Source organism: Pseudomonas monsensis (assembly GCF_014268495.2).
Classification (GTDB): domain Bacteria; phylum Pseudomonadota; class Gammaproteobacteria; order Pseudomonadales; family Pseudomonadaceae; genus Aquipseudomonas; species Aquipseudomonas monsensis.
The window spans coordinates 2,359,710-2,385,073 of sequence record NZ_CP077087.1 but is presented as its reverse complement, the minus strand read 5'-3'; the positions used below and the strand labels follow the sequence as shown (position 1 = coordinate 2,385,073).

The following is a 25,364-nucleotide window of genomic DNA, read 5'->3' as shown; positions in this document are numbered from 1 at the left end:
CACCTCCTCTCGATGTATGCGGCTACGCCGCACGGCGCTGCGCGCCTAACCCCCGGATGAACACCTCCGCTCGGCCTGCCGAAGGGGCAAAAGATCAAAAGCCAAAGCCAAAGCCAAAGCCAAAGCAAGATTACAAGCCAGATCAAGAGCCCCTCACCCTAGCCCTCTCCCAGAGGGAGAGGGGACTGGCGGTGGTGTTTGGAAGAGTTACGCCGACGTGCGATACCGCGGTGAACTCAGGCTTTGAAAAGCCCACAGATCGGCTCCCTCTCCCTCGGGAGAGGGCTGGGGTGAGGGGCAGCTCCACCACAAATCCAAAGCCGAGCACGCTGTGGCTCTTCACCACTCAACAGGATGAGCGTTAGCTCGGCTGCAGCTCTTGATCTGTAAGGCGACATCGGAAGGCTGAGTGGAGGGATTGATCCGGGGGTGGGAGCGCAGCGACCGTTTGGCGAAGCCAAACACAGCGAGAGGAGGTGCAGCGAAGCAAACCGGAGGCGCTGCGCCCGGATCAATCCCGGAGCGAAGGAACCCCGAGCCCCAGCGAGCGGGCCGCACGTAGGAGCAAGCCTTTTTGGTTACTTTTTCGGCGTCTGGAAAAAGTGACCCGCCGTAAGGGCGGACCCCTAAGAAGCCATTACCGCAGCAACGGATATTCACCCAAAAACCAACCAATACCCAATCACCCCAACATCAAAGCCAACGCCCGGCTGAGGCGTTCATGCACCCGCAAAACATCAGGCATCACCGAAGCCATCCGCAGCAAATCATGCGTCAGCCCCGGACAATGCTCAACCTCGACACTCACCCCCTGCCCCCGCAACTTATCAGCATAAGCCTGCCCCTCATCAAGCAACGGATCAAAACCCGCCAACAACACAATCGCCGGCGCCACCCCGCGCAGATCCTCCGCCAACAACGGCGAAAAGCGCCAATCCAGATAGTCTTGCGGACTGCGAGCGTAATGCTGATAAAACCAGTCAAGCGTATCGTTCTCCAACAGACACCCCTCACTGAACAACAACCGCGAATCGTGCGTACGCGAAGCATCAGTAACCGGATAGCACAACAACTGTGCCTTCGGCGCGATAGCCACAGTATGCGGTTGCACCACCGCTTGAATCGCCAGCACCGTGGCCAGGGTCGCACCAGCACTATCACCGCCAAACGCCACGCGCGAGGTATCAAGGCCAAAGCTGACGGCATTTTCCGCCAGCCACGACAAAGCATCTTCGCCATCCTCCAGCGCCGTCGGAAAACGATGCTCCGGGGCCAGTCGATAACCCACCGACAACACCGCACACGGCGTGCGCTGGCAAAACTCGCGGCACACACCGTCGTGGGAATCGAGGCTGCCGACGACAAATCCGCCACCGTGGAAATACACCAGCACCGGCATCGACGTGCCGGCGCCGTTCGGCCGATACAGTCGCAACGCCAAAGGCGCGCCGTCTCGGGCCGCCGTGTCGATCGGCGTCACCGACAGATCTTCAGGCGCAGCCCAGCGCAGTTGCGCCGTGGTCTGTTCGAAGGTGGCGCGGGCCTCGTTCGGAGTCATCTGGTGCATGGCCGGCAGGCCGGCGTCCTGGCTGTCTTGGGCCAGGTCGAGAAAGGCTTCCAGATCAGGGTGTAACGACATCGCTAGGATCCTTGTATCAGCAAAATAGGGGCGCGCCCTGGCAACGCCCCTTGGAAATGACTCACCGTTCGACGATCAGCCCACACGTACCATGCAGTGTTCGACCAACGCCTCCAGCTCACGCTGGTAATCGCTCATCAAGGCATCCATGGTGCCGGCGCGATAACGCTGGCTGCTGTAGATGCAGCGCATGGCCAACTGACCGTCATAGACCTGGCCGACAATTTCCAGCCAGTTACCCAGATTGGCCTTGAGGCTGTAGTTGTCACCGGTTTCTTCCAGCGCCGGCACCAGCAGGGCTTGCTCGTCGAAGCTCTGGTCGAACTGCCCCAGGTAGTTGAAGGTGACCCGCGCTTGCGGCAGCTCGGCCAATTGTCGCGACACCTCGGCGCCGGCCAGATGCCGCAGCACGCCATAGCCGATGCCTTTCTGCGGCACCGCTGCCAACTGTGCCTGCACATTGACGATCGACTGGCCGATGTCGTCGCTGTCCGGACGCAACCGCACCGGGAACATGCTGGTGAACCAACCGAGGCTGCGGCTCAGGTCGATGGACTCGAACAGGTCTTCGCGACCATGCCCTTCGAGCAGAATCAGTGCCGACGGCTGTTGGCTCCAGCGGCACAGCGCACGGCTGAGCGCCGACAACAACAAGTCGTTGATCTGCGTGCCGTACACCGCCGGGGCCTGTTTGAGCAGTTGTTCGGTGTGTTCGCGGGACAGTTTGAGCCGCGCCTGCGCCTGCTGACGCACGAGGTTTTTGCCGCGTGGGTTGTCGCACGGCAAGTCGACGCCCGGCTGATCCAGTTGCTCCAGCCAATACCCCAGTTCCTGCTCGGCAATCACTGGCGCCTGCGCCTGCAAGGCCTCGGCGAACGATCGGTAACTGCTGGTGCGAATCGGCAATTTCGGCTGCAACCCCTGCACGCACGCCTCGTACGCCACTTTCAAATCGTCGAGCAGAATCCGCCACGAAACGGTGTCGACCACCAAGTGGTGAATCACCACCAGCAGGCGCGCCTGGCCATCCGGCAAGGAGACGTGCATCACCCGCCAGACCGGCCCGTCGTCGAGGTTCAGGCTGCGCTGGGCAAGGTTGGCCAAGGCTTCGACCTGCTCACTGTTTTCCGCCTCGCGGCGCCAGAGCAACGCTTCACCCTGTTCACTGAGGTCGCAGTAACGCTGCATCCAGCGCCCGCCTTCGTGGGAGAAACGCAGACGCAACGAATCGTGATGTTGCTCGATCCAGCCCAGTGCCTGCTCCAGTGCATCGAGGTCCAGCGGCTGACGCGCGCTCAGCAACAGCGACTGGTTGTAGTGATGCGCTTCGGCCATGCCTTCGGCAAAAAACCACTCCTGAATCGGCAAGAGATTGAACAAGCCCTCGGCGGCCACGTGCGTGACGTCCGCCTGCGGTGGTGCGGTGCCCTCCTTCGCCACGTCCTGCTCGACAATGCCGGCGATGGTCTGATAACGCATCAGGTCGCGCAGCTTGAGATCCATCTGCAACGTCGGGTGGTTTCTGACGCGGGAGATCACCTGCAGGCTCAGGATCGAGTCGCCGCCCAGTTCGAAGAAGTTGTCGCTGATGCCCACTTGTTCGACCTGCAGCACCTGCGCCCAGATGTCCGCGAGCAGGCTTTCCTGCTCGTTGCGCGGGGCGACGTATTCTTCGGTTTTGAACTCGGGTTCCGGCAGCGCCTTGCGATCGAGTTTGCCGTTCGGCGTCACCGGGAAAGCCTCGAGGCAGACGATCTGCGCCGGCACCATGTATTCCGGCAACGAGGTGCGCAGGCCCGCCTTGAGTTCATCGCCGATGTCCTCGCCGCTCGCAGTGACCACGTAACCGATCAGTTGCTTGCCCGACGCATTGTCGCGAGCAATCACCAGCGCATCACTGACCCCAGGCAATTGGCGCAGGCGGGCCTCGACTTCGCCGAGTTCGATACGGAAGCCACGCACCTTGACCTGGTGGTCGATGCGGCCGACGTAATCGACTACCCCGTCGCCACGCAAACGCACCAGATCGCCGCTGCGATACAGGCGCTCGCCCGCCGCGAACGGGTTCGGCACGAAACGCTCGCCCGTCAGCTCGGGACGCCCGTGGTAACCCCGGGCCACGCCATAACCACCGATGTACAACTCACCGGCAAGGCCTGGCGGCAACGGGTTCAGATCCTCGTCCAGCACGTACAGCGAACGCGCGCCCACGGCACGGCCGATCGGCGCATAGGCCGCTTCGCAGTGCTGGCTGACCGGGACTTTCCAGAGCATTGGCGTGACCACGGTTTCGGTCGGGCCATAGCCGTTGGTGAAGGACTCGGGACGCAGCGCTGCCTTGACCTGCTCAAAGGTCTGATCCGGCACCGCGTCACCGCCGAAGCAATAGATGCGCACCGGTGGCGGCGCGATGCCGCTGGCCGCCGCGTATTCGGCCAGTTGTTTGAGGTAGGCCGGCGGGAAGCAGGCAATGGTGATGCCGTACTCGTGCAGCGCCTGATAAGTCTGCTCTGGCGTCCACAGGCAACCGTCGCGAATCACCAGACGACCGCCGCTGTACAGGGAGCTCAGCCAGCGTTCATGGGCACCGTCGAAGGCGAACGACATAAAGTGCAGCTCGCAACTGCGGGCGTCCATTTCGTACAGCTCGGCAATCGCCTGACAGTGCATGCTCAGCGGACCTTGGGTCACCGCGACGCCTTTTGGTCGCCCGGTCGAACCGGAGGTGTAGACCAGATACGCCAGGCTTTGCTCGTGAACGCGGCAGTCAGGGGCATAGTCGGCATAGCGGCTTTCGTCGAGGTGATCGACTTCCAGGCGCAGCAGGCCCTGCGGCGCCGGCAACGTGGCCCGCAGGCTGCTTTGGGTCAGCAACAGCGCCATGCCCGAATCTTCGATCATGTACGCCAGACGCTCCGGCGGATACTCAATGTCCAGCGGCACGTAGGCGGCACCGCTCTTGAGCACGGCGAGGAAGCTCACCACCATCTCCAGCGACCGCGGCAAGGCCACGCCGATCACCACCTCCGGCCCCGCGCCGTGTTCGATCAGGCAATGCGCCAGACGGTTGGCACGCAGTTCGAGTTCGGCGTAGCTCAGGCTCATCCCCGCGCACTGCAGAGCAATAGCCTGTGGCTGTTGTTGCGCGTGACGGCTGATCAGTTCCGGCAACAGCGCCGCTTGATGGCTGTGCACCGGTTCGGCGCTCCAGGCCTGCGCGGCGTGCCATTGTTCGCTGCTCAGACGCTGCAGATTGCCGAGGCGTTCGTACGGCGCCGCCAGCATCGCGGCGAGGGTGTTTTCCATGGTCTGGCGAATACCGACCACCGCCTCGGCGCTGAAGTGGCTGCGCAGGTACAGGTATTCGATCGACAACTCGTCACCGAGCATCACCGCCAGGTCCATCGGCACGTTGGTCACGCCGTGGCCGATGGATTTGCCGAAGGTCAGGTCGGTGTCGTTTTCTTCCTGCAAGCGATCGTCGATCGGGAAGTTTTCGAACACCACGATGCTGTCGAACAGCGCCTGCCCACCGAGGTTGGACCAGCGCTGCACATCGGCCAGTGGCGCCTGGGAATAATCACGAATGTCGAGGTTGTAGGCCTGCACTTCGCCGAGCCAGTCGGCCAGGCGCTGATCCGCACGCGGCGTTTGAATGATCGGCAAGGTGTTGATGAACAGGCCGAGCATGTTGCCGACATTCGCCAGACCTTCCGGACGGCCCGACACCGTGGCGCCAAAAGTCACCGTCTGCTGTCCGGTGTAACGCTGCAACAGCAGCAACCATGCACCTTGAATCAAGGTGTTGGGGGTGATGCGCAGGTCGCGGCAGAACTGCAACAGATCCGCGGTTTGCGTTTTGTCCCAGTTGGAGTAGATCGCATCGTGACCGGCGACATCGGCGCTGTGGCGCGGATGCATCGCCTGGCTAAGCGCCGTCGGCTCGTTGACCTCCGCCAGACGCGCCTTCCAGAACAGCTCCTGAGCGTCCTGATCCTGCGCCTGCAGCCAGGCGATGAAGTCGCGGTAACGACCGTTCTCGCCGATGATCTCGCCCTTGGCGTAATACTGCAGGACTTCGCCGAACAGCCGCGAACTGCTCCAGCCGTCCATCAGAATGTGGTGGCTGGTCCAGATCATCTGGTACTGATCGTCGCTCAGGCGCAACAGGGTAACACGTTGCAAACGAGCGTCGGCCAGATTGAAACCGAGCGCACGGTCAGCGCTGGCAAACTCGGCAATCAGTTCTTCACTGGTTTCGCGCTCACGCCAGTCGAGCACCTGCATCTGCAACGGCGCATGACGATGCACCACCTGCAACGGTTTGCTCAGGCCATCCTGCCAATGGAAACTGGTGCGCAGAATCGCCTGACGGACGATGACGAACTCCCACGCCTGGCGGAAGCGCTCCACGTCCAGGCCCGTGATCGGCAGGCTGACCTGTTGCACGTAAAGGCTGCTGCCGTTATCCGACAGCGTGTGGAAGAGCATGCCTTCCTGCATCGGCGACAGCGGGTAAACGTCTTCGATCATGTCCGCCGGCACCGGCAGCGCATCGAGTTGCGCCTGATCCAGTTGAGCCAGCGGATAATCCGCCGGCGCCTCGTCGGTCGACGAATCGAGCGTAACCACAGCGGCGAGTTTCTGCACGGTCTGCTGCTGGAACAGGTCTTTGGGGGTGAAACGGATCCCCTGCTGACGCGCACGGCTGACCAGTTGAATCGAGATGATCGAGTCGCCGCCCAGGGCGAAGAAGTTGTCGGTCACGCCGACGCGCTCAATCTTCAGAATGTCCTGCCAGACCTCTGCCAGTTGTTGCTCCAGCGGCGTCGACGGCGCCACGTAATCGCGCTGCGACTGACTGGCATCCGGTGCCGGCAGGGCCTTGCGATCAAGTTTGCCGTTGGGGGTCAGCGGCAACTGTTCGAGAAACAGCCACTGCGCCGGCACCATGTAATCCGGCAGTTGCGTCTTCAGCGCAGTCTGTAGCGTTTCGCTCAGCGCGTCCTGCTCCTCAAGGCTCAGGCTGCTGTCGTTCGGCACCACATACGCCACCAGTTGCTGACCGCTCTGGCCATCCACCGCCAGCACCACGCCTTCGCGCACGCTGTCCTGCGCCAGCAGACGCGCTTCGATTTCACCCAGCTCGATGCGGAAACCGCGCACCTTGACCTGATGGTCGATACGCCCGACGTATTCGATGCGGCCGTCATCGCCGAAACGGGTCAGGTCGCCGGTGCGGTACATGCGTTCGCCGGTGTTCGACAGCGGGTTGGGCACGAAGCGTTCGGCGGTCAGGCCCGGACGGAACAGGTAGCCACGGGTGATGCCATCCCCGGCCAGATACAGCTCGGCCGCCACGCCAATCGGCGCCTCCTGCAACTGGCCGTCGAGCATATACGCCGTGGTGTTGACCAGCGGCCGGCCGATGTTCGCCTGACCACCGGGTTCGCGGCGGGTCCAGGTCGAATAGGTGGTGTCTTCCGATGGCCCATACAGGTCGTAGACGTGAGCCACCGACGTTTCACGGTAGAGGGTATCGACCAGGCTCTGCTTCAACGGCTCGCCAGCGAGGTTGATGATGCGCACGCCTTGGGGAATCTGCCCGATGCGTTGCAGCGCAGCGATGGCCGACGGCACGGTGTTGATCAGGCGCACCTGATCGCGCTCCGGCAAGTCCGGCAGCTCCAGGGCGTTGCGCGCCATGACGAGCGAACCGCCGCGCGCGAGGGTGACGAAAATCTCCCACACCGACAGGTCGAAGCACACCGACGTCGAGGCCAGCACGCCTTGCAGGTCTTCTTCGCTGTAGACCTCGGCGGACCAGTGAATCAGCGCCTGCACGTTGCGATGGGCAATGGCCACGCCTTTCGGTTTGCCGGTGGAGCCGGAGGTGTAGATCACGTAGGCCAGATTCGCCGAATCGCCCTGCGCCGGCAGATTGTCCGCAGGCTGCGCGGCAAACGCCTGTCCGCCCGCCTCGACCAGCACCACTTCGGCATCGGTCTGCGGCAATTGCGCCAGCAGCGACTGCTGCGTCAGCAAGACTTTTGCCTGACTGTCGTCGAGCATGTAAGCCACGCGGTCGGCCGGGTAGTCCGGATCCAGCGGCACATAGGTGCCACCAGCCTTGAGCACCGCCATCAACGCGATCACCAGTTCCGCCGAACGCGGCATCGCCACGCCCACGCGGATTTCCGGGCCGACCCCAAGCGCCAGCAGATGACGGGCCAACTGGTTGGCCCGTCGGTTGAGTTCGGCATAGCTCAGGGCGAAGCCAGCGTGACTCAGGGCCTGCGCTTGCGGATGCGCTGCGACCCGCGCTTCGAAGCCCTGCGCAATCAGGCGTTCAGCCGGATAGGCCGCGTGGTGGTCGTTCCACTGCGCCAGGGTCTGACGCTCGGCCAGCGGCAACAGGCCAATCTCACCCAGGCACCGCTGCGGCGCCTCAAGGAACTGGCGCAGCACTTCCTGCAGATGCGCAGCCAGGCCCAGCACGCTGCGCTCGGCGAAGTGTTCGGTGAGGTAGTTGAAGTCCAGATTCAACACGTCACTGGCCCCGGCGATCAGGGTCAGGCCGTAGTTGGTTTGCTCGCGGTGTTCCAGACCGGCGAAACGCAGCCCGCCCGGATTGGCTTCCAGTGCTTCGGACACCGGATAGTTCTCGAACACCAGCAAGGTGTCGAACAGTGCTTCGCCGCTCAGTTCGGCCAGACGCTGAATGTCCTGCAGCGGGGTCTGCTCGTAGTCCCGCAGCAGCAGGTTCTTGTCCTGCACGCTGCGCACCCAGTCGCCGACGCTGACCGTCGCCTGCGGGCTGGCGATCACCGGCAAGGTGTTGATGAACAGCCCCAATTGCTGCTCGATGCCTGGCAAATCCACCGGCCGCCCCGACACGGTCGCGCCGAAGGCCACCGTGGCCTGCCCGGTGTAACGCTGCAACACCAGCAGCCACGCAGCTTGCACCAGACTGTTCAGGGTCACTTGTTGCTGACGGGAGAAGGCATTCAGGCGCTGGGTGAACGCTGCATCGAAATGCAGGCGATGCATCTGTTTGCCGGGGCCCGGCACCGTCGCCCCGTGGCAGGCCGAAGCCAGTCGCGTCGGCTCGTGCAAAGCGGCCAGTTGTCCGCGCCAGAAATCCTGGGCGGCGGCTTTGTCCTGACCTTGCAGCCAGACCAGGAAGTCGCGGTAACGACCCTGCGCGCCCGGCACCGGGTGGCCGGCGTAATCCTGCAACACCTCGCCGAACATCCGCGAGTTGCTCCAGCCATCCATGAGAATGTGGTGGCAGGTAAAAATCAGCCGATGGCGATCATCCGCCGTGCGCAACAGGCACAGGCGCAGCAACGGCGGATTCTGCAGATCGAAGCCGCGTTCGCGGTCAGCCTGCGCCCGCGCTTCGAGCACGGCCGGCAGATCCGCCACCCCGCGCACATCGACTTCCGGCATTTCCAGGGTCAACTGGCGATTGATCACTTGCAGCGGCGCATCGAGGCCATCGCGGCCCCAAATAAAACCGGCGCGCAGCACTTCATGACGATCCACCACCCGCTGCCAGGCTTGCTGGAAGCGCGCCACGTCGAGCCCGTCGATGTCCAGCAGCATTTGATAGACATAGGCGCTGGCATCGGCGTCGTACAGGCTGTGGAACAGAATGCCCTGCTGCATGGGCGCCAGCGGATAGATGTCCTCGATGCGCTGGGCGGTGATCGGCAAGCTGTCCAGATGCGCCTGCGACAATCCGGCCAACGGCACATCGGACGGCGTCAAGGCACCGCTCGGATGGCTCAGGCAATGGTCGATCAACTCGCCCAGCGCCACTTCATAGGCGCGGGCCAAGGCATTGATAGTCGCCGCTTCGAAAACATCGCCGCTGTAGGTCCAGGTCAGGCTCAACTGGCCCTGATAGACCCGGCCGTCGATGGTCAGCCAGTTGGCCATCGGCGCGTTTTCGTCCTGGCCGGCGCCCTTGTCTTCAGTGGCCGGCACCCACAGGGCGTCGGCGTCGAAGTTGTTGTCGAACTGGCCAAGGTAGTTGAACGTCACCTTCGGTTGCGCCAGATCGCTCAGTGCAGCTTGCGCCTCGGCGCTGCCCAGATGCCGCAGCAAGCCGTAGCCGAGGCCTTTGTTCGGGATCGCGCGCAGTTGCTCCTTGATGCCTTTGATCGACGCTTCGAGACTGGCGCCGGGCATCAGACGTACCGGGAACATGCTGGTGAACCAGCCGACCGTGCGGCTCAGGTCGACGTCGTCGAACAGGTCTTCACGACCGTGACCTTCGAGCTGGACCAGCGCGCTGTCAGTGTTCGTCCACTGACACAACACCCGGGCCAGCGCCGTGAGCAGCAGATCGTTGACCTGGGTGCGGTAGACCGCCGGCGCCTGCTGCAACAGCTGACGGGTGCGTTCGGCGTCCAGACGCGTATCGACGCTGCGCTCGAACCGGTTGCTCAACTGGCCCTGCGGATTATCCAGCGGCAGTTCGACCGACACGTCGCGCAACTGGCCACGCCAGTAATCCAGCTCGCTTTCCAGCTCGCCACTGCGGGCATGCTCCTGCAGACGCTGGCCCCACGCCTTGAACGCACTGGTCTTGGCCGGCAGGCTCACGGCTTGCCCGCGGCTCAGCTGTTGATAGGCACTTTGCAGATCTTCCAGCAGGATCCGCCACGACACGCCATCGACCACCAGGTGATGGATCACCAGCAGCAGGCGCTGACTGGCGTCCGGCAACTCGACCAGCGCTGCGCGTATCAGCGGGCCGTCGTGCAGATCGAGGCTGCGTTGCAAGTCCAGGCACAGCGCCGGCAATGCCGCACTGTCGTCCAGCACAAAGGTGCGCAGCAAGGCGTGCGCCTGTTCCGCCGGCGCATGCGTTTGCTGCCAGCCATTGCCTGCCTGGCGATAACGCAGACGCAAAGCGTCATGGTGCCGCTGCAGATGCTGCAACGCCTGCTCCAGCGCTGCCGCTTGCAGCGCGTGGGCCGGGGTCAGCAGGATCGACTGGTTCCAGTGATGCCGCGCCGGGATGTCACTGTTGAAAAAGTAATGCTGGATCGGTGTCAGCAGCGCCTCACCGAGCACATCGCCCTGTTGCATCTGCACCGCGTCGCTCTGTTGCGCGACGGTGGCCAGACGCTGCACGGTCTGGTGCTGGAAGATGTCTTTGGGAGTGAAGCGAATACCCGCCTGACGGGCGCGGCTGACCACCTGAATGGAAATGATCGAATCACCACCGAGCTCGAAGAAGTTGTCGTTGAGACCAACCCGCTCGACCTTCAACACGTCCTGCCAGATCTCGGTCAGACGCTGTTCCAGTTCGTTGCGTGGTGCCGCGTAGGCTTCCTGCACCTGAGCAACGTCTGGCTGCGGCAGTTGCTTGCGATCCAGCTTGCCGTTAGCGGTCAGCGGCAGGCGCTCAAGGAACGCCCAACTGACCGGCACCATGTAATCCGGCAGGGATTCCCGCAGATGCGCCTTGATCGAATCGCGCAGCGCAGCCTGGCCTTCAGCGTCCAGCACTTCGTTGCCGACGATCCAGGTCGCCAGTTGCTGGCCGCTGAGGCCATCGACCGCGAGCACCACCGCTTCGCGCACGTCGGGGTGTTGGAGCAGTTGCGCTTCGATTTCCCCCAGCTCGATTCGGAAGCCACGGATTTTCACTTGATGGTCGATACGGCCGATGTATTCGATCACACCGTCACCGCGCAGACGCGCCAGGTCGCCCGTGCGATAGAGACGCTCGCCCGCCTGCGGATTGAATGGATCGGGAACGAATCGCGTCGCGGTCATGCCGGCCTGATTCAGGTAACCCCGGGCCAGACCGGCACCGGCGATGTACAACTCACCGATGCAGCCTTGCGGCACCAGGTTCAGCGCGTTGTCGAGCAAGTACCACGACAGGTCGACAATCGGCTCGCCGATGGGGCTGCTGTGGTTCTGCTGCAAGTCGGCCAGCGACAACGGCCGGTAGGTCACGTGCACGGTGGTTTCGGTGATGCCGTACATGTTGATCAGCGTTGGCGCGCGGTCGCCGAAGCGTTCGAACCACGGGCGCAGGCTCTGCACTTCCAGGGCCTCGCCGCCGAACACCACGTAGCGCAAGGCGTTGTTGCGCGGCGACTCGCTGGCCACCTGCATCAATGGCTTGAACGCCGACGGTGTCTGGTTCAGCACGGTGACGTTTTCATCGCACAGCAGGGTGTAGAAATCCTCCGGGGAACGGCTGACATCGTGGGGCACCACCACCAGTTTGCCGCCGTAAAGCAGCGCACCGAAAATCTCCCACACCGAGAAGTCGAAGGCGTAGGAATGGAACAGCGTCCAGCTGTCCTGCGGACCAAAATCGAACCACTGTTCGGTGGCGCTGAACAGGCGCATGACGTTGCTGTGCGGCAGCAACGCGCCCTTCGGTTTGCCGGTGGAGCCGGAGGTGTAAATCACGTAGGCCAGATTGTCCGGCGTGGTCAGGCACCGCGGGTTGACGTCGTTGCCAGAGGCTGGCGCTTGATGCAGATCGAGGCACGCCAGGCCCGGCGGCACCGGCAATTGCGCCAGCAGGTGACCCTGGGTCAGCAGCAACTCGATGCCGCTGTCTTCGATCATGTAGGTCAGACGGTCGTCGGGATAGCCCGGGTCGAGCGGCACATACGCGCCACCGGCCTTCAACACCGCGAGGATGGCCACGATCATGTCCAGCGAACGCTCGACGGCGACCCCCACGCGCACGTCCGGGCCTACGCCACGGGCGAGCAACGCATGCGCCCACTGGTTGGCGCGGCGATTGAGTTCGGCGTAGGTCAGGCATTGCCCGGCGAAGGTCACGGCGATCCCGTCAGGATGACGCTCGGCCTGCGCTTCGATGGCTTGATGGATGCACTGTTCGGGCGTTTGCGCGACCCGCACCGGGTTCCACTGCGCGAGCAACTGTTGCTGCTGGCCGGCATCGAGCATCGGTAGCTGGCCAATGCGCTGGTTCGGTTCGGCGACAATGGCCTGCAACAGCGCAGTCCAGTGTTGCGCCAGACGCTCGATGGTCGCCGCGTCGAACAGATCGGTGGCGTACTTGAGCACCGCTTCGATGCCGTGCGCCTGTTCGGTGGTGTTCAGGGTCAGGTCGAACTGCGCGGTCTGGCTCTGCCATTCCAGCGGCTCGATGTTCAAGCCGTTGAGGCGGGTTTCGACGCTGGCGCGGCGTTCGGCCTGGTGGTTGAACATCACCTGGAACAACGGGCTGTGACTGAGGCTGCGGCCCGGCTCCAGCGCTTCGACCAATTGCTCGAACGGCAAGTCCTGATGGGCCTGCGCTTCCTGCGCGGTCTGTTTGACCTGACGCAGCAATTCGACAAAGGGCATCTGCCCGTCAATGTCGGCCTTGAGCACCTGAGTGTTGACGAAGAAGCCGATCAGCCGCTCGATCTCGACCCGGCCTCGGTTGGCACTCGGCACGCCGACCCGGATGTCGGCCTGACCGCTGTAACGGTGCAACAAGGCCTGGAACGAAGCCAGCAAGACCACGAACAGGGTGACGTTCTCTTGTCGGGCGAAGGCTTTGAGCGCGTTGCTCAGCGCCGGGTCGAGAATCAGGTTGTGGCTGGCGCCGGCAAAGCTTTGCTCGATCGAGCGCGGACGATCCATCGGCAGTTCCAGCACCGGTTGCTCGCCGCCGAGCTTGTCTTGCCAGTAGGCCAGTTGCCGCGCCTGCTCACCGGCCTCCATCCACTGCCGTTGCCACAGGGCGTAGTCGGCATATTGAATCGGCAAGGCCGGCAGGCCGGCGTCGTGACCGAGGTTGAAACCGGCATAGAGCTGCACCAGTTCCTCGATCATCACTTGCAGCGACCAGCCATCGGAGACGATGTGGTGCAGGGTCAGCACCAGCACATGCTCATTCGGGGTGACTTGCAGCAAGGCTGCGCGCAACAGCGGGCCGTGCTCCAGGTCGAAGGTTTGCTGGCTCTGGGTCTGCACGAACGCCTGGATCGAGGCATCCGGGTCGTTGGCCAGCTCAGCGCCCGGCTGATGGATCTCCAGTGCAAAGGGTCCTGCCGGCAGGACCACTTGCAACGGTTGCCCGGTTTCCTGAGTGAACACCGTGCGCAAGGTTTCGTGTCGTTCGATCAGCGCCTGGACGCTGCGCTCCAGCGCGCTGACATCCAGCGGGCCCTGCAAACGCAGGGCCGTCGGAATGTTGTAGGCGGCGCTGTGCGGCGCCCACTGCCAGAGGAACCACTGGCGCTGCTGAGCATAGGACAGCAGCAACGGCTCTTCAGCCGTGCGCTTGAAAACCGGGGCAATGTCAAAGAGGTTGACGCCTTTCTGCTTGAGCAGAACCGCCAGAGCCTTTCTTTGCTTAGCCGAAAGTTGTCCTACCGACTCGATTAACTCTTGCACGCGTTTTTCCCTCTCAAGAAATCAGTTTTTCCAGATCATCGAGGGATAGACGTTTGAGGGCCTCCAGGGATTTAGCCAATTCATCCTGAACGGGCGACATTTCGACGCGCAAGGCCTCGATCCGCGCACAGAACGCCTTGAGGGTGTCGGTTTCGAACAGTTCCTTGAGCGGCACCTTGTCGCCCAGACGTTCCTTGATCCGGGTGACCACCAGTGTGGCCAGCAACGAGTGCCCGCCGAGCTGGAAGAAGTTGTCCGCGAGGCCCACGCGCTCGACCTCCAGCACCTCCTGCCAGACCGCCGCCACGTCCCACTGCAGATCGCTCTGCGGCGCCTGATAGTGCTGCTGTGTCGGGCTGTCACCCAGCGCCATCAGCGCCTTGCGATCGAGCTTGCCGTTGGGGGTCAGCGGGACGGCGTCGATCAGGTGCAAGTGCCCCGGCACCATGTGCGCCGGCAAGCACGCGGCGAGTGCGCTGCGCAGGCGTTCGGCCAAGGCCGGTTGCCCGGCCACCGCCTGCGCCGCGACGACGTAGGCATGCAGGTGTTTGCCGGCGGCACCGTCCTGGGCGAGCACCACGGCCTCACGGACTTCGCTCTGCTCCAGCAAGCGCGCTTCGATTTCGCTGAGTTCGATACGGAAGCCGCGAATTTTCACCTGATGGTCGGCGCGGCCGATGTACTCGATGTTGTCGTCACTGCCCTGGCGCACCAGATCGCCGGTGCGGTACAGCCGTTCGCCGTTGCTGGCATACGGGTTCGGCACAAAGCGTTCGGCGGTCAGCGCGGCGCGCATCAGGTAGCCACGGGTCACCCCGGCACCGCCCAGGTACAGCTCGGCCGGCACACCTGCCGGCAGTACTTGCAGTTGAGTGTCGAGCAGATAGGCCACGGTGTTTTGCAGCGGCCGACCGATGTTCGCCTGCCCGTGCGGCGTGCGCAGGGTGAAGGTCGAATAGGTGGTGTCTTCCGAAGGCCCGTAGAGGTCATAGACCTGTTGCACCGACGTGCTCGCGTACAAACTGTCCACCAGACTTTGCTTGAGCGGTTCGCCCGCCAGATTGATGGTCGCCACCGACCGCGGAATCTGCCCGGCCCGTTGCAGCGCGGCAATCGCCGACGGCACGGTGTTGATCAGCGTGACCTGTTCGCGCGCCGGCAGCTCGGCCAGCGCCAGCGCGTTGTCCGCCAGCACCAGGCACCCCCCGCAGGCCAGGGTGACGAAGATTTCCCAGACCGACAGGTCAAAGCAGATCGACGTCGACGCCAGCACGCCACGCAGTTGCTCTGCGCGATAGACCCCGGCCGACCACTGAATCAACGCCGACAGGTTGCCGTGGGTAATGGCCACGCCTTTCGGTTTGCCGGTGGAGCCGGAGGTGTAGATGACGTACGCCAGATTCTGCGCGGTGACATTCGCCAGCGGTGCGGTAGCCGGGAGCGCATCCAGTGCACCCTCTTCCACCAACAGCACCTGCGCGCTCAAGGTTTCAGGCAGCAGCGCCAGTGCGGCCGGCTCGGTAAGCAGCACGGCGGCGCGGCTGTCGTCGAGCATGTGCAGCAAACGCTCCTGCGGGTAATCCGGGTCGAGTGGTACATAGGCGCCACCGGCCTTGAGGATTGCCAACAGGCCGACGAGCATGTCCGGTGTACGACGCATGCACACGCCCACGCGAACTTCCGGCCCCACGCCCAACGCTTGCAGCTTGTGCGCCAGTCGATTGGCCCGGGTATCGAGGCTCTGGTAGTCGATGTGTTGCTCGGCAAACACCACAGCCTGCGCGTGTGGCTGGCGCTGCACCTGCGCGGCAATGTGTTCCAGCACCGTGCGCGCATCTGGCGCCGTGGCGGCGGCCTTGCCCCATTCGATCGCTGCTTCGCGTTGCGGCGCTGCCAGCAGGTGCAGCGCACCCAGCGGCTGGGTGGCATCGGCGAGGAACTGCGTCAGCAGGCTTTCCAGTTGCGCGCTCAACGCGTTGATCGTCGTCGCAGCGAAACCGGCCCGGTCGTAACTGATGCCCAGGCTCAGCTCACGCCCGGTGACCGCCACCAGCGTCAACGGGTAGTTGGTCTGTTCCTGACGACGGATCGCCGAGAACGTCAAACCGGTAGCCGGGCCCTGTTGCAGGGCTTCGGCCATCGGGTAGTTTTCGAACACCAGGATGCTGTCGAACAGCGCCCCGTTACCCACACCGGCCCAACGCTGAATGTCGTAAAGCGGGGTGTGCTCATGCTCGCGCAGCGCCAGATTGAGGCCCTGCACCTGTTGCAGCCACTGGCTGACGACGATCTCTGCGGACGGCGCCGCCACCACCGGCAAGGTGTTGATGAACAGACCGATCTGTTGTTCGACGCCCGGCAAGTCGGTCGGACGTCCGGCCACCGTGGCGCCGAAGGCGACGTTGACCTGCCCGGTGTAACGCTGCAACAGCACCAGCCACGCCGCTTGCACCAGGGTGTTGAGGGTGACTTTCTGCTCGCGGGCGAAACGGTTGAGGTCCGCCGTCAACGCCTCGCTGAAGACGTGCTCGTGATCGGTATAACCTGCGGCAAGCGCTTGCCCGCCCGCCACGGCACTGGCCAGACGTGTCGGCTCGTCGAGATCGGCCAGTGCCGCCGTCCAGAATTCGCGACTGGCCTGCTGATCGCGCTGGCCGAGCCATTCGATGTAATCGCGATAGCGTCCCTGTGACACGGCCGGGGTCATACCGGCGTAGCGTTGCAACACTTCGCCGAACAACTGCGAAGTGCTCCAGCCGTCCATGAGGATGTGATGGCAGGTGTAGATCAGGTGATGCGTGGCCTCGTCCGTGCGCACCAGCGTCACCCGCAACAGCGGCGCCCCGGTCAGGTCGAACCCGCTGGCGAGGTCGTCGCCGGCCAGTTGATCCAGCGCTGTGCCAAGGTCAGCACGACCGCGCCAGTCCTGTGTGCTCCATGGCATCTGCGCAGTTTGACGCACCACTTGCACCGCAGCGGCGGCATCCTGTGGCCAGACAAAAGCCGTACGCAGGATTTCATGGGCATCAACGGTGTGCTGCCAGGCCTGACGGAAGCGCTCGGCGTCGAGATGCTGCACATCGACGCGCAATTGGTTGGTGTACGCCGGACTGTCCGGATCGTTGACGCTGTGGAACAGAATGCCCTGCTGCATCGGCGACAACGGATACAGATCGACGATGTCGCGGGCCGGGATCGGCAGTGCCGACAGTTGTGCCTGAGTCAGCGTTGCCAGGCTGAAGTCCGACGGCGTGACAGCGGCCTCGCCACTGTCGCAGCAATGTTCGATCAAACGTTCCAGCTCGCGACGATAGGCCTCGGCCAGCGCCTCAATGGTTTCTGCGCGATACATGCCGGTGCCGAAGGTCCAGGTCAATTCCAGCTCACCGCCGTAGACCTGACCGTCAACGCTCAGCCAGTTACCCAACGGTGCCGCCGCGTCCTGATTGGCGCCGGTGCTTTCACCACTCGGCACGAACAATGCGCCTTCTTCGGTGTTGAACGCGCCGTCGAACTGGCCAAGATAGTTGAAGGTCACACGCGGCTCAGGCAATGCCTGCAACTCGGCGCAACGGCTCAGGTAACGCAGCACGCCATATCCGATGCCTTTGCCCGGCACCGCACGCAGTTGTTCCTTGATTGCGCACAGGGACGCACCGGGCGTCGCCTCAGGTGTCAGGCGTACCGGGAACAGGCTGCTGAACCAGCCGACCGTGCGGCTCAGATCAACATCGTCGAACAGGTCTTCGCGACCGTGTCCTTCAAGCTGCACCAATACCGAAGGCTGCTCGCTCCAGTCGCACAATACCCGCGCCAGTGCGGTCAGCAGCAGGTCGTTGATCTGCGTGCGATACGCCGCCGGCGCCACTTTCAGCAGCTTGTGGGTCAGTGCCTGACTCAGGCGCGAGCTGGCCCGGGCCGCTTGCGCACGCGTCTGGTGCTCTTGCAGGAAGTCTCGCGGCAGCGTTGCGTCGCTCGCCTCCAGGGTCTGGCGCCACCAGGCACCTTCAGCAGCCAACGCCTCGCTCTGCCCGTAACGGTGCAGATGCTCGGCCCAGCTGTGCAGCGAGCTGCTTTTACCCGGCAAGACCAGCGGCGTGCCCGCCGCCAACGCGGCGTAAGCGTGCTGCAGATCTTCCAGCAGAATGCGCCACGACACGCCATCCACCACCAGGTGATGGATGACCAGCAACAGACGTTGTTCAGCGTTCGGCAGGTTCACCAGGACCGCGCGCAGCAAGCGCCCCAGTTGCAGATCCAGGCTGCGCTGGGCTTCGTCGGCGAGTGCCGGCAACGACGCCAGACTGTCCAGCTCGCGCACCCACAGCAATTCAGGATCGCGCTGGCTCTGCGGTAATGCCTGCCAGGTATCGCCCGACAGCTGGAAATTCAGCGCCAACCCATCGTGCTGTTCGACCAGTGCCGCCAGTGCTGTGCGCAGATGCGTGGCGTCGAGCGGCGTGGTCGGCTGCAACATCACCGACTGGTTCCAGTGCTGACGCCGGGCAATCTCCGTCTCGAAGAACCGCGCCTGAATCGGCAACAACGGCAATGGCCCGCGCGCTGCCGGCGCCGCAGTCGTAGCGGGTTTCGCTTCAATCAGTCTGGCCACCGCGGCCAATTGGCCAATGGTCTGTTTTTCGAACAGTTGCTTGGGGCTCAGCTTGATACCCTGGCGTTTGGCCCGGGCAATGATTTGCAGACTGAGGATCGAATCACCGCCCAGTTCGAAGAAGTTGTCGCTGCTGCCCACGCGCTCCAGCTTGAGCACCTCGGCCCAGATCGCCGCCAGCTTCTCCTCGACCTCACCCACCGGCGCGACGAACTGCTGCGTGACCAGCCCCGGCACCGGCAAGGCGCGCTTGTCGAGTTTGCCGTTGGCGGTCAGCGGCAGTTGCGCCAGCAGCACAATCTGCGCCGGCACCATGTACTCCGGCAGGCACGCCTGCAATTGCTCGCGCAGCCCCTGCGCCTGCAGGCTCACACCCGCCACCGGCACACACCACGCCAGCAGTTGCAGCCGCGCCGGGTCATCATCCAGAGCCAATGCCAACACCGCAGCCTCACTGACGCCGTCGAGGCCGAGCAGCACCCGCGCGACTTCCGCCGGTTCCACGCGATAACCGCGCACCTTGACCTGATCGTCGGTGCGGCCGATGAATTCCATGGCCTGTTGACGATTACGCCGCACGCGGTCGCCGCTGCGGTATACCCGCGAACCCGGCGCGCCGAACGGATCGGGCAGGAAGCGTTCGGCGGTCAATCCGGGCTGGTTCAGATAGCCCTGCGCCACGCTGTCACCACCGATGTACAACTCGCCGGCCACCTGATCAGCGACGCTGTTGAGCACATCGTCGAGCACGTAAACCTGCGCGCCCGTCAGCGCCGTGCCAACCGGAACACAGCGCGCATCGGCCGCCAGTTCGCCAACTTCGTGGGTCAACACACCGACCGTGGTTTCACTCGGCCCGTAGTGGTTGATCACGCGGCAGCCCGGTTTGAGCTGACGCACGCGCTCCACCAGAGCTGGCGAGCAGGCTTCGCCGCCGACGATCAACGCGTGTTGCGGCAACACATCGGCGGCCCGGGCAGCTTGTAACAGTGCGGCCAGATGCCCCGGGACGATTTTCAGCATGCCCACGCGGTGAGTGGCCATGTATTCGGCAAACCGGTCCGGGTCGAAACCCAGTTCTTCCGGCAACACGTGCAACAGGCGCCCGGAACACAACGCGCCGAACAGCACGGTAAAGCCCAGGTCGGCGGCGATGGTCGAGACCAGCGCCATGCTGCTGTCCGGCGTCGGTGCCAGGCGTTCCAGCACACCGCGCACGTAACTGCCCAGCGCCCCGTGGCTGACCAGCACACCCTTGGGTTGCCCGGTGGAACCGGAGGTGTGGATCACATAGGCCGGTGACTGCGCGAACAGGCTCACGGCCGGGCTGACGTCCGCCATCGCCTGCCATTGCGTGGGTGCATAAGCGAGCCCCTGACATCCATCCACCGCCAATGCGGACACCCGCGCATCCCCTTCAGCGCACAGCAGCAGCCGCGCCCCGGCACTGCCGAGCATCTGCTGCAGCCGCGCGTTCGGCGCCTTGACGTCAAGCGGCATGTACACCGCGCCGGCCTTGAAGATCGCCAGCACGCAGGTCAGCCAGTCCAGCGAACGCTCCATCAACACCGCCACCGGCTCGCCGATGTTCAGCCCCTGCGCCAGCAGATGATGGGCCAGACGATTGGCCGCCTGATCCAGCGCCTGAAAACTCATGCTCTGATGCAGGTCACGCGCAGCCAGGGCCTCGGGCTGCTGCGCGACTTGTCGATCCCACAGGTGCAACACCGACAGCGCCGGTTCGCCGGGTGCAGCAAGCACCGCTGGCGCCAACGGGGCGACGCTGTGCAACGGCGCTTGCGGCGCTTCCAGCAACTCACTGAACAGGCCGAGCAAGGCCGGCACAAAACCGGCAACAGTCTCTGGACGATAGAGGTCGCTGGCATAAGTCATCTGCCCGTGAATCAAGGTGCCGTCATCGGTGATGTCCAGCGCCAGATCGAAGTGGGTGCCGTCCTTGTCCAGCGGGTATTCCGCCACGCTCAGCCCCGGTAGCGTCATCGAGCGTTGCTTCTGCATGCCGACGTTCTGGTTGAACTTGGCCTGGAACAGCGGGTTGTGACCGAGGGTGCGCTCGGCGACCAGTTCGTCCACCAGTTGCTCGAACGGCAACTCCTGATGCGCCTGGGCACCGAACGCCGCTTCGCGCACCCGCGCCAGCAAGTCGGCGAAGCTGCCGCGCTCATCCACTTCGCAACGCAGCACCTGGGTGTTGACGAAGAAACCGATCAGCCCTTCGACTTCGGCGCGGCCACGGTTGGCATTCGGCACGCCAACACGGATGTCGCGCTGCCCCGCGTGGCGCGAGAGGAACAGCGAGAACCCCGCCAGCACCAGCATGAACAGACTGATGCCCTGGCTGCGGGCAAAGGCGTTGAGTTGCAGGGACAACTGCGCGCCAAAATCGAAACTCAGGGTCTGCCCTGCAAAACTTTGCGTCAGGGGCCGGGCGTAGTCCGGCGCCACTTCCAGCAGCGGCTGTTCTTCACCGAGTTGCTGGCGCCAGTACTCGAGTTGCCGCTCGCCCTCGCCGGCTTCCAGCCAGCGTCGCTGCCAGATTGCGTAGTCAGCGTATTGCAGCGGCAGAGCGGGCAATTGTGGCTCGCGCGCCAGGCTGAAGGCCTGATAGCACTGGACGAATTCCTTGACCATCACGTCCATCGACCAGCCGTCGGAGACGATGTGGTGCATGCTCACCACCAGCACGAATTGTTCATCGGCTACTGCAAACAGGCTGGCGCGCAGCAACGGCCCGTGGCGCAAATCGAACGGCCGCGCCGTGACGGTTTGTACCTGTTGCGCCAGGGCCGCCTCGCGCTCCGACACCGGCAAACCGGTGAGGTCGATGCGCTCCAGCGCAATGGGTTGCTGATCGAGAATCACCTGATACGGTTGATCGCCTTCGGTATGGAACACCGTGCGCAACACTTCATGGCGCATGACCAGATGATCGAAGGAACGTTGCAGCGCCGCTTCGTCCAGGCGCCCGTTCAGACGCAGGCCGGCGGCCATGTTGTACGCGGCGCTCTGCGGTTCGAGCTGCCAGAGAAACAGCAGGCGTTGCTGGGCGAACGACAACGGAATCGGCGTGACCTCGTGCCGGCTGACCGGCAGCGGCAACAGGCTGAAGTCCTTGCCTTCCTCACGCAGTCTGGCCAGAAACTGTCGACGCTGTTCCAGCGGCAAACCGACGAACCTTTTCGCGATGCGTTCCGCCATGGTGCCGCTCATACTTCCTCTCCTTCCAAAGCATTCATGAACTGATCCATGTCGGACCAGTCGTCGTCCGTTGCACCGCCGGCCTGTTGTGCCAGCAGCGCCGCCAGATCGGTCAGTAACGGTTTTTCGAACAGGCTGCGCAGCGGTAACACCACGCCCAATTGAGTCTTGATGCGCGCAATCACTTGCGCGGCCAGCAGCGAATGGCCACCGAGTTCAAAAAAGTGATCATCCAGACCGACCCGCGGCACCTGCAGGACCTCGGCCCAGATCCGCGCCAGACACTGCTCGGTCTCCGTTTGTGGCGCGCGATAGTCGCCCTGCAACTGGCTGGCATCCGGCGCCGGCAAGGCTTTGCGGTCGAGCTTGCCGCTCGGCGTCAGTGGCAGGTTCGGCAACAGCAGCAAGTGCCCCGGCACCATGTAATCCGGCAGGTGGCTTTGCAGCGCGGTGCGGATCTGCTGACGGAATGCCGATTGGCTGGCGGCGCCCGCCAGCACGGCCTGCTCGCCAACCACGTAGGCCACCAGTTGCTGACCGCCGCTGAGCGGCACCGCCAGCACCACGGCTTCACGAACGCCTGCGCACTGTTGCAGGCGTGATTCGATTTCGCCCAGCTCGATGCGGAAGCCACGGATCTTCACTTGATGGTCGACCCGGCCGACATACTCCAGCGCACCGTCAGCGCGCAGTCGGGCGCGATCACCGGTGCGATACAGGCGCTGGCCATCAGCAAACGGGTCTGCGATAAAGCGCTCGGCACTGAGCATCGGCTGACGGTGATAACCACGGGCCAGGCCCGGGCCACCGATGTACAACTCACCCACCGCGCCTTGCGGCAACAGGTTCAAGTCATCATCGAGCACGTACAGCCGACGGGCCTCCAGACCGTGGCCGATCGGAATGCCGCGCCACGACACGGCATCCGCCGTCAGCGCCGTGCAGTCATGAATAGTCGAGACGACTGTGGCTTCGGTCGGTCCGTAGGTATTGAGCAAGCGCACATGGCCCAAACCGGCCCGTTGCCACAGGCGCAAACCGTCCACCGCCATCGCCTCGCCACCGACGTGAATCTGCCGCAGTGCGCCGAAACCGGCCGGCGGCTGCGCCGCGTATTCCTGCACCAGCCAGTACCAGTAGGCGGCCGGCAGGTCGGCCAGGGTGATGCCGTGATCGACAATCACCTGACGCAACGTCGCGCTGTCCCACAACGGCGCATCACGCAACACCACAGCGGCGCCATGACACAGCGGCGGGAAGAACTGCTCGACGAAACCATCGAAGCTGCTGGTGGCGAATTGCAGGACGCGGTCGCCTTCGTGCAAGTCGCTGTAGTCGATGGCGCGAGCGATGAACTCGCTCAACGCACCGTGACTGACCGCAACACCTTTCGGTCGCCCGGTGGAGCCGGAGGTGTAGATCACATAGGCGAGGTGCTGCGCGTCAACGGTCACCGACAGATTGTCGGCGTGGTCACTGTCGTCCAGTTGCTCCAGGCACAGGCAATCGACGCCCCCCAGATCCGGCAGGCTGGCGAGGTTTTCGTGATCGCTCAGCAGCAGTTTCAGGCCGCTGTCATCCAGCACATGGCGCAGGCGTTCGGCCGGGGTTTGCGGGTCCAGCGGCACATAGGCGCCGCCGGCCTTGAGCACGGCCAGCAAGGCCACCGCCAGTTCCAGCGAACGCCCCAACGCCACGCCGACCAGCACGTCCGGCCCGACACCACGCGCACGCAACTGATGCGCCAGGCGATTGCTGCGCGCATTGAGTTCGCTGTAGGTGAGTGACGGTGACGGCGTCGTGGCGAGGAGTACCGCCGCTGCCTGCGGCGTGCGCGCCACTTGCGCCTCGAACAGGGTCTGCACGCTGGCGAAAGCGGGTTCGCTCGCCGTGGCCTGAATCAGCTGTGCGCGCTCGACCTGCGCCAGCAGCGCGACGTCGCCGATCAATTGCTGCGGGTCGCGGCAGACGGACAGCAGAATATTGCGCCAGTGTCCGGCCATCGCGGCGATGGTCGCGGCATCGAAAATATCGGTGGCGTAGGTGAAGGCGGCGAACAGTTGCTCGCCCTCCTCGCGGGTGTCGAGCATCAGGTCGCTGGTGGCGGCATGTTGCCGACCGCTGCCGGCCAGTTGTTCTTCAGTCAGATAGCCGACCTGCAAACCCGACTCCAGTTGCACGTGCTGCAAGTCGGTCACCAGCGGCTGGTGGTTGAACATCACCTGGAACAGGGGGTTGTGGCTTTGGCTGCGCGCCGGTTGCAGAGCTTCGATCAAGGCGTCGAACGGCAACTCCTGATGGACCTGGGCACCGAGGGCGGCTTCACGCAGGCTTTGCAACAGCTCGGCGAAACGGGTTTGCGCGGTGACTTCGCTGCGCAGGATCTGCGTGTTGACGAAGAAGCCGATCAGCCCTTCGGTTTCACTGCGGGTACGGTTGGCAATCAGGCCGCCGACGCGAATGTCGGTCTGGCCGCTGTAGCGATGCAACAAGGTCTTGAACGCGGCCAGCAACACCACGAACAGGGTCACGCCCTGACGCTGGGCAAGGCTTTTCAATTCCTGGCGCAGCGCGGCATCGATCACCGTTTCCAGACGTGCCCCCTGATGACTCGATTGCGCCGGATAAGCACGGTCAGTGGGCAATTCCAGCACCGGATGTTCGTCGCCCAGTTGCCCGCGCCAGTACTCCAGTTGCCGCTCACGCTCACCCGCCTCCAGCCAGCTGCGCTGCCACAGGGCGTAATCGCGGTAGTGCACGATCAGTGCCGGCAGCGACGGTTCGCGCCCCGCCACCAGCGCGTCGTAGGTGCGCATGAACTCGTCGATAAGAATGTTCATCGACCAGCCATCGGCAATGATGTGATGCAAGGTCAACAGCAACACGTGTTCCTGCTCGGCCAGACGCAGCAGGCGCAGGCTCAGCAGCGGGCCGTGTTCCAGATCGAACGCCTGGGTGGCTTCGGCCATCATGTGTTGTTGCGCCAGCGTCCAGCGCTGGTTTGCAGGCACCGCAGTCAAATCGGTAAGTCTCAGTGTCAGCGCCTCGGGCTCGGCGACTCGCTGAAAAGCACGCTCCCCTTCCTGACCGAACGTGGTGCGCAGGCATTCATGCCGCGCCGCCAACAGACTGAAGGCCTGCTCCAGCGCCTGCGCTTGCAACTCGCCCGTCAGGCGCACGGCCATCGGCAGGTTGTAGGCGGCACTGTGCGGGTCCAGTTGCCAGAGAAACCACATCCGCTGCTGGGCGTAGGACAGGCCGTCACGCTCGGCAATGCCCTCACAGTGGGTCATGGGAAGCTGCGCAAAGTCGATGCCTTCGCGGGCCATGCCGGCGAGAAACAAACGGCGTTTGTCCTGGGGCAGTTCGATAAAGCGGCGGGCGAGTTTCTGTGCGTCTGCGGCATTCATGCATGGGGTCCTTGCTGATCGGCGGCGTGACCAGGAGACCCGGTCGTATCAACAAGAACGAATGACCAACGCGATGATTTAGCGCAGC

The 25,364-nt window shown here is 63.7% G+C and carries 4 protein-coding genes; all 4 read right to left on the bottom strand.

The genetic code is table 11. The features are described from left to right. Window positions 1–682 precede the first annotated feature (682 nt). Window positions 683–1,639 (bottom strand): alpha/beta hydrolase, encoded by a 957-nt coding sequence (locus tag HV782_RS10405; protein WP_186744742.1) that lies wholly within the window; start codon window positions 1,637–1,639, stop codon window positions 683–685. Window positions 1,640–1,714: 75 nt separating this feature from the next. Continuing rightward, window positions 1,715–14,035 carry a non-ribosomal peptide synthase/polyketide synthase gene (locus HV782_RS10400; RefSeq protein WP_186744744.1) on the bottom strand — a complete coding sequence of 4,107 codons (12,321 nt, stop codon included), beginning with the start codon at window positions 14,033–14,035 and terminating at the stop codon, window positions 1,715–1,717. 13 nt (window positions 14,036–14,048) lie between these two features. Continuing rightward, window positions 14,049–21,878: a non-ribosomal peptide synthetase gene (locus HV782_RS10395; RefSeq protein ID WP_186744746.1), complete on the bottom strand. Its 7,830-nt coding sequence runs from the start codon at window positions 21,876–21,878 to the stop codon at window positions 14,049–14,051. Beyond that, on the bottom strand, window positions 21,875–25,276 hold the full coding sequence (locus tag HV782_RS10390) for a non-ribosomal peptide synthetase (RefSeq protein WP_186744748.1): 3,402 nt from the start codon (window positions 25,274–25,276) through the stop codon (window positions 21,875–21,877). Before HV782_RS10390 ends, HV782_RS10395 begins: the two co-directional genes overlap by 4 nt. Window positions 25,277–25,364 lie beyond the last annotated feature (88 nt).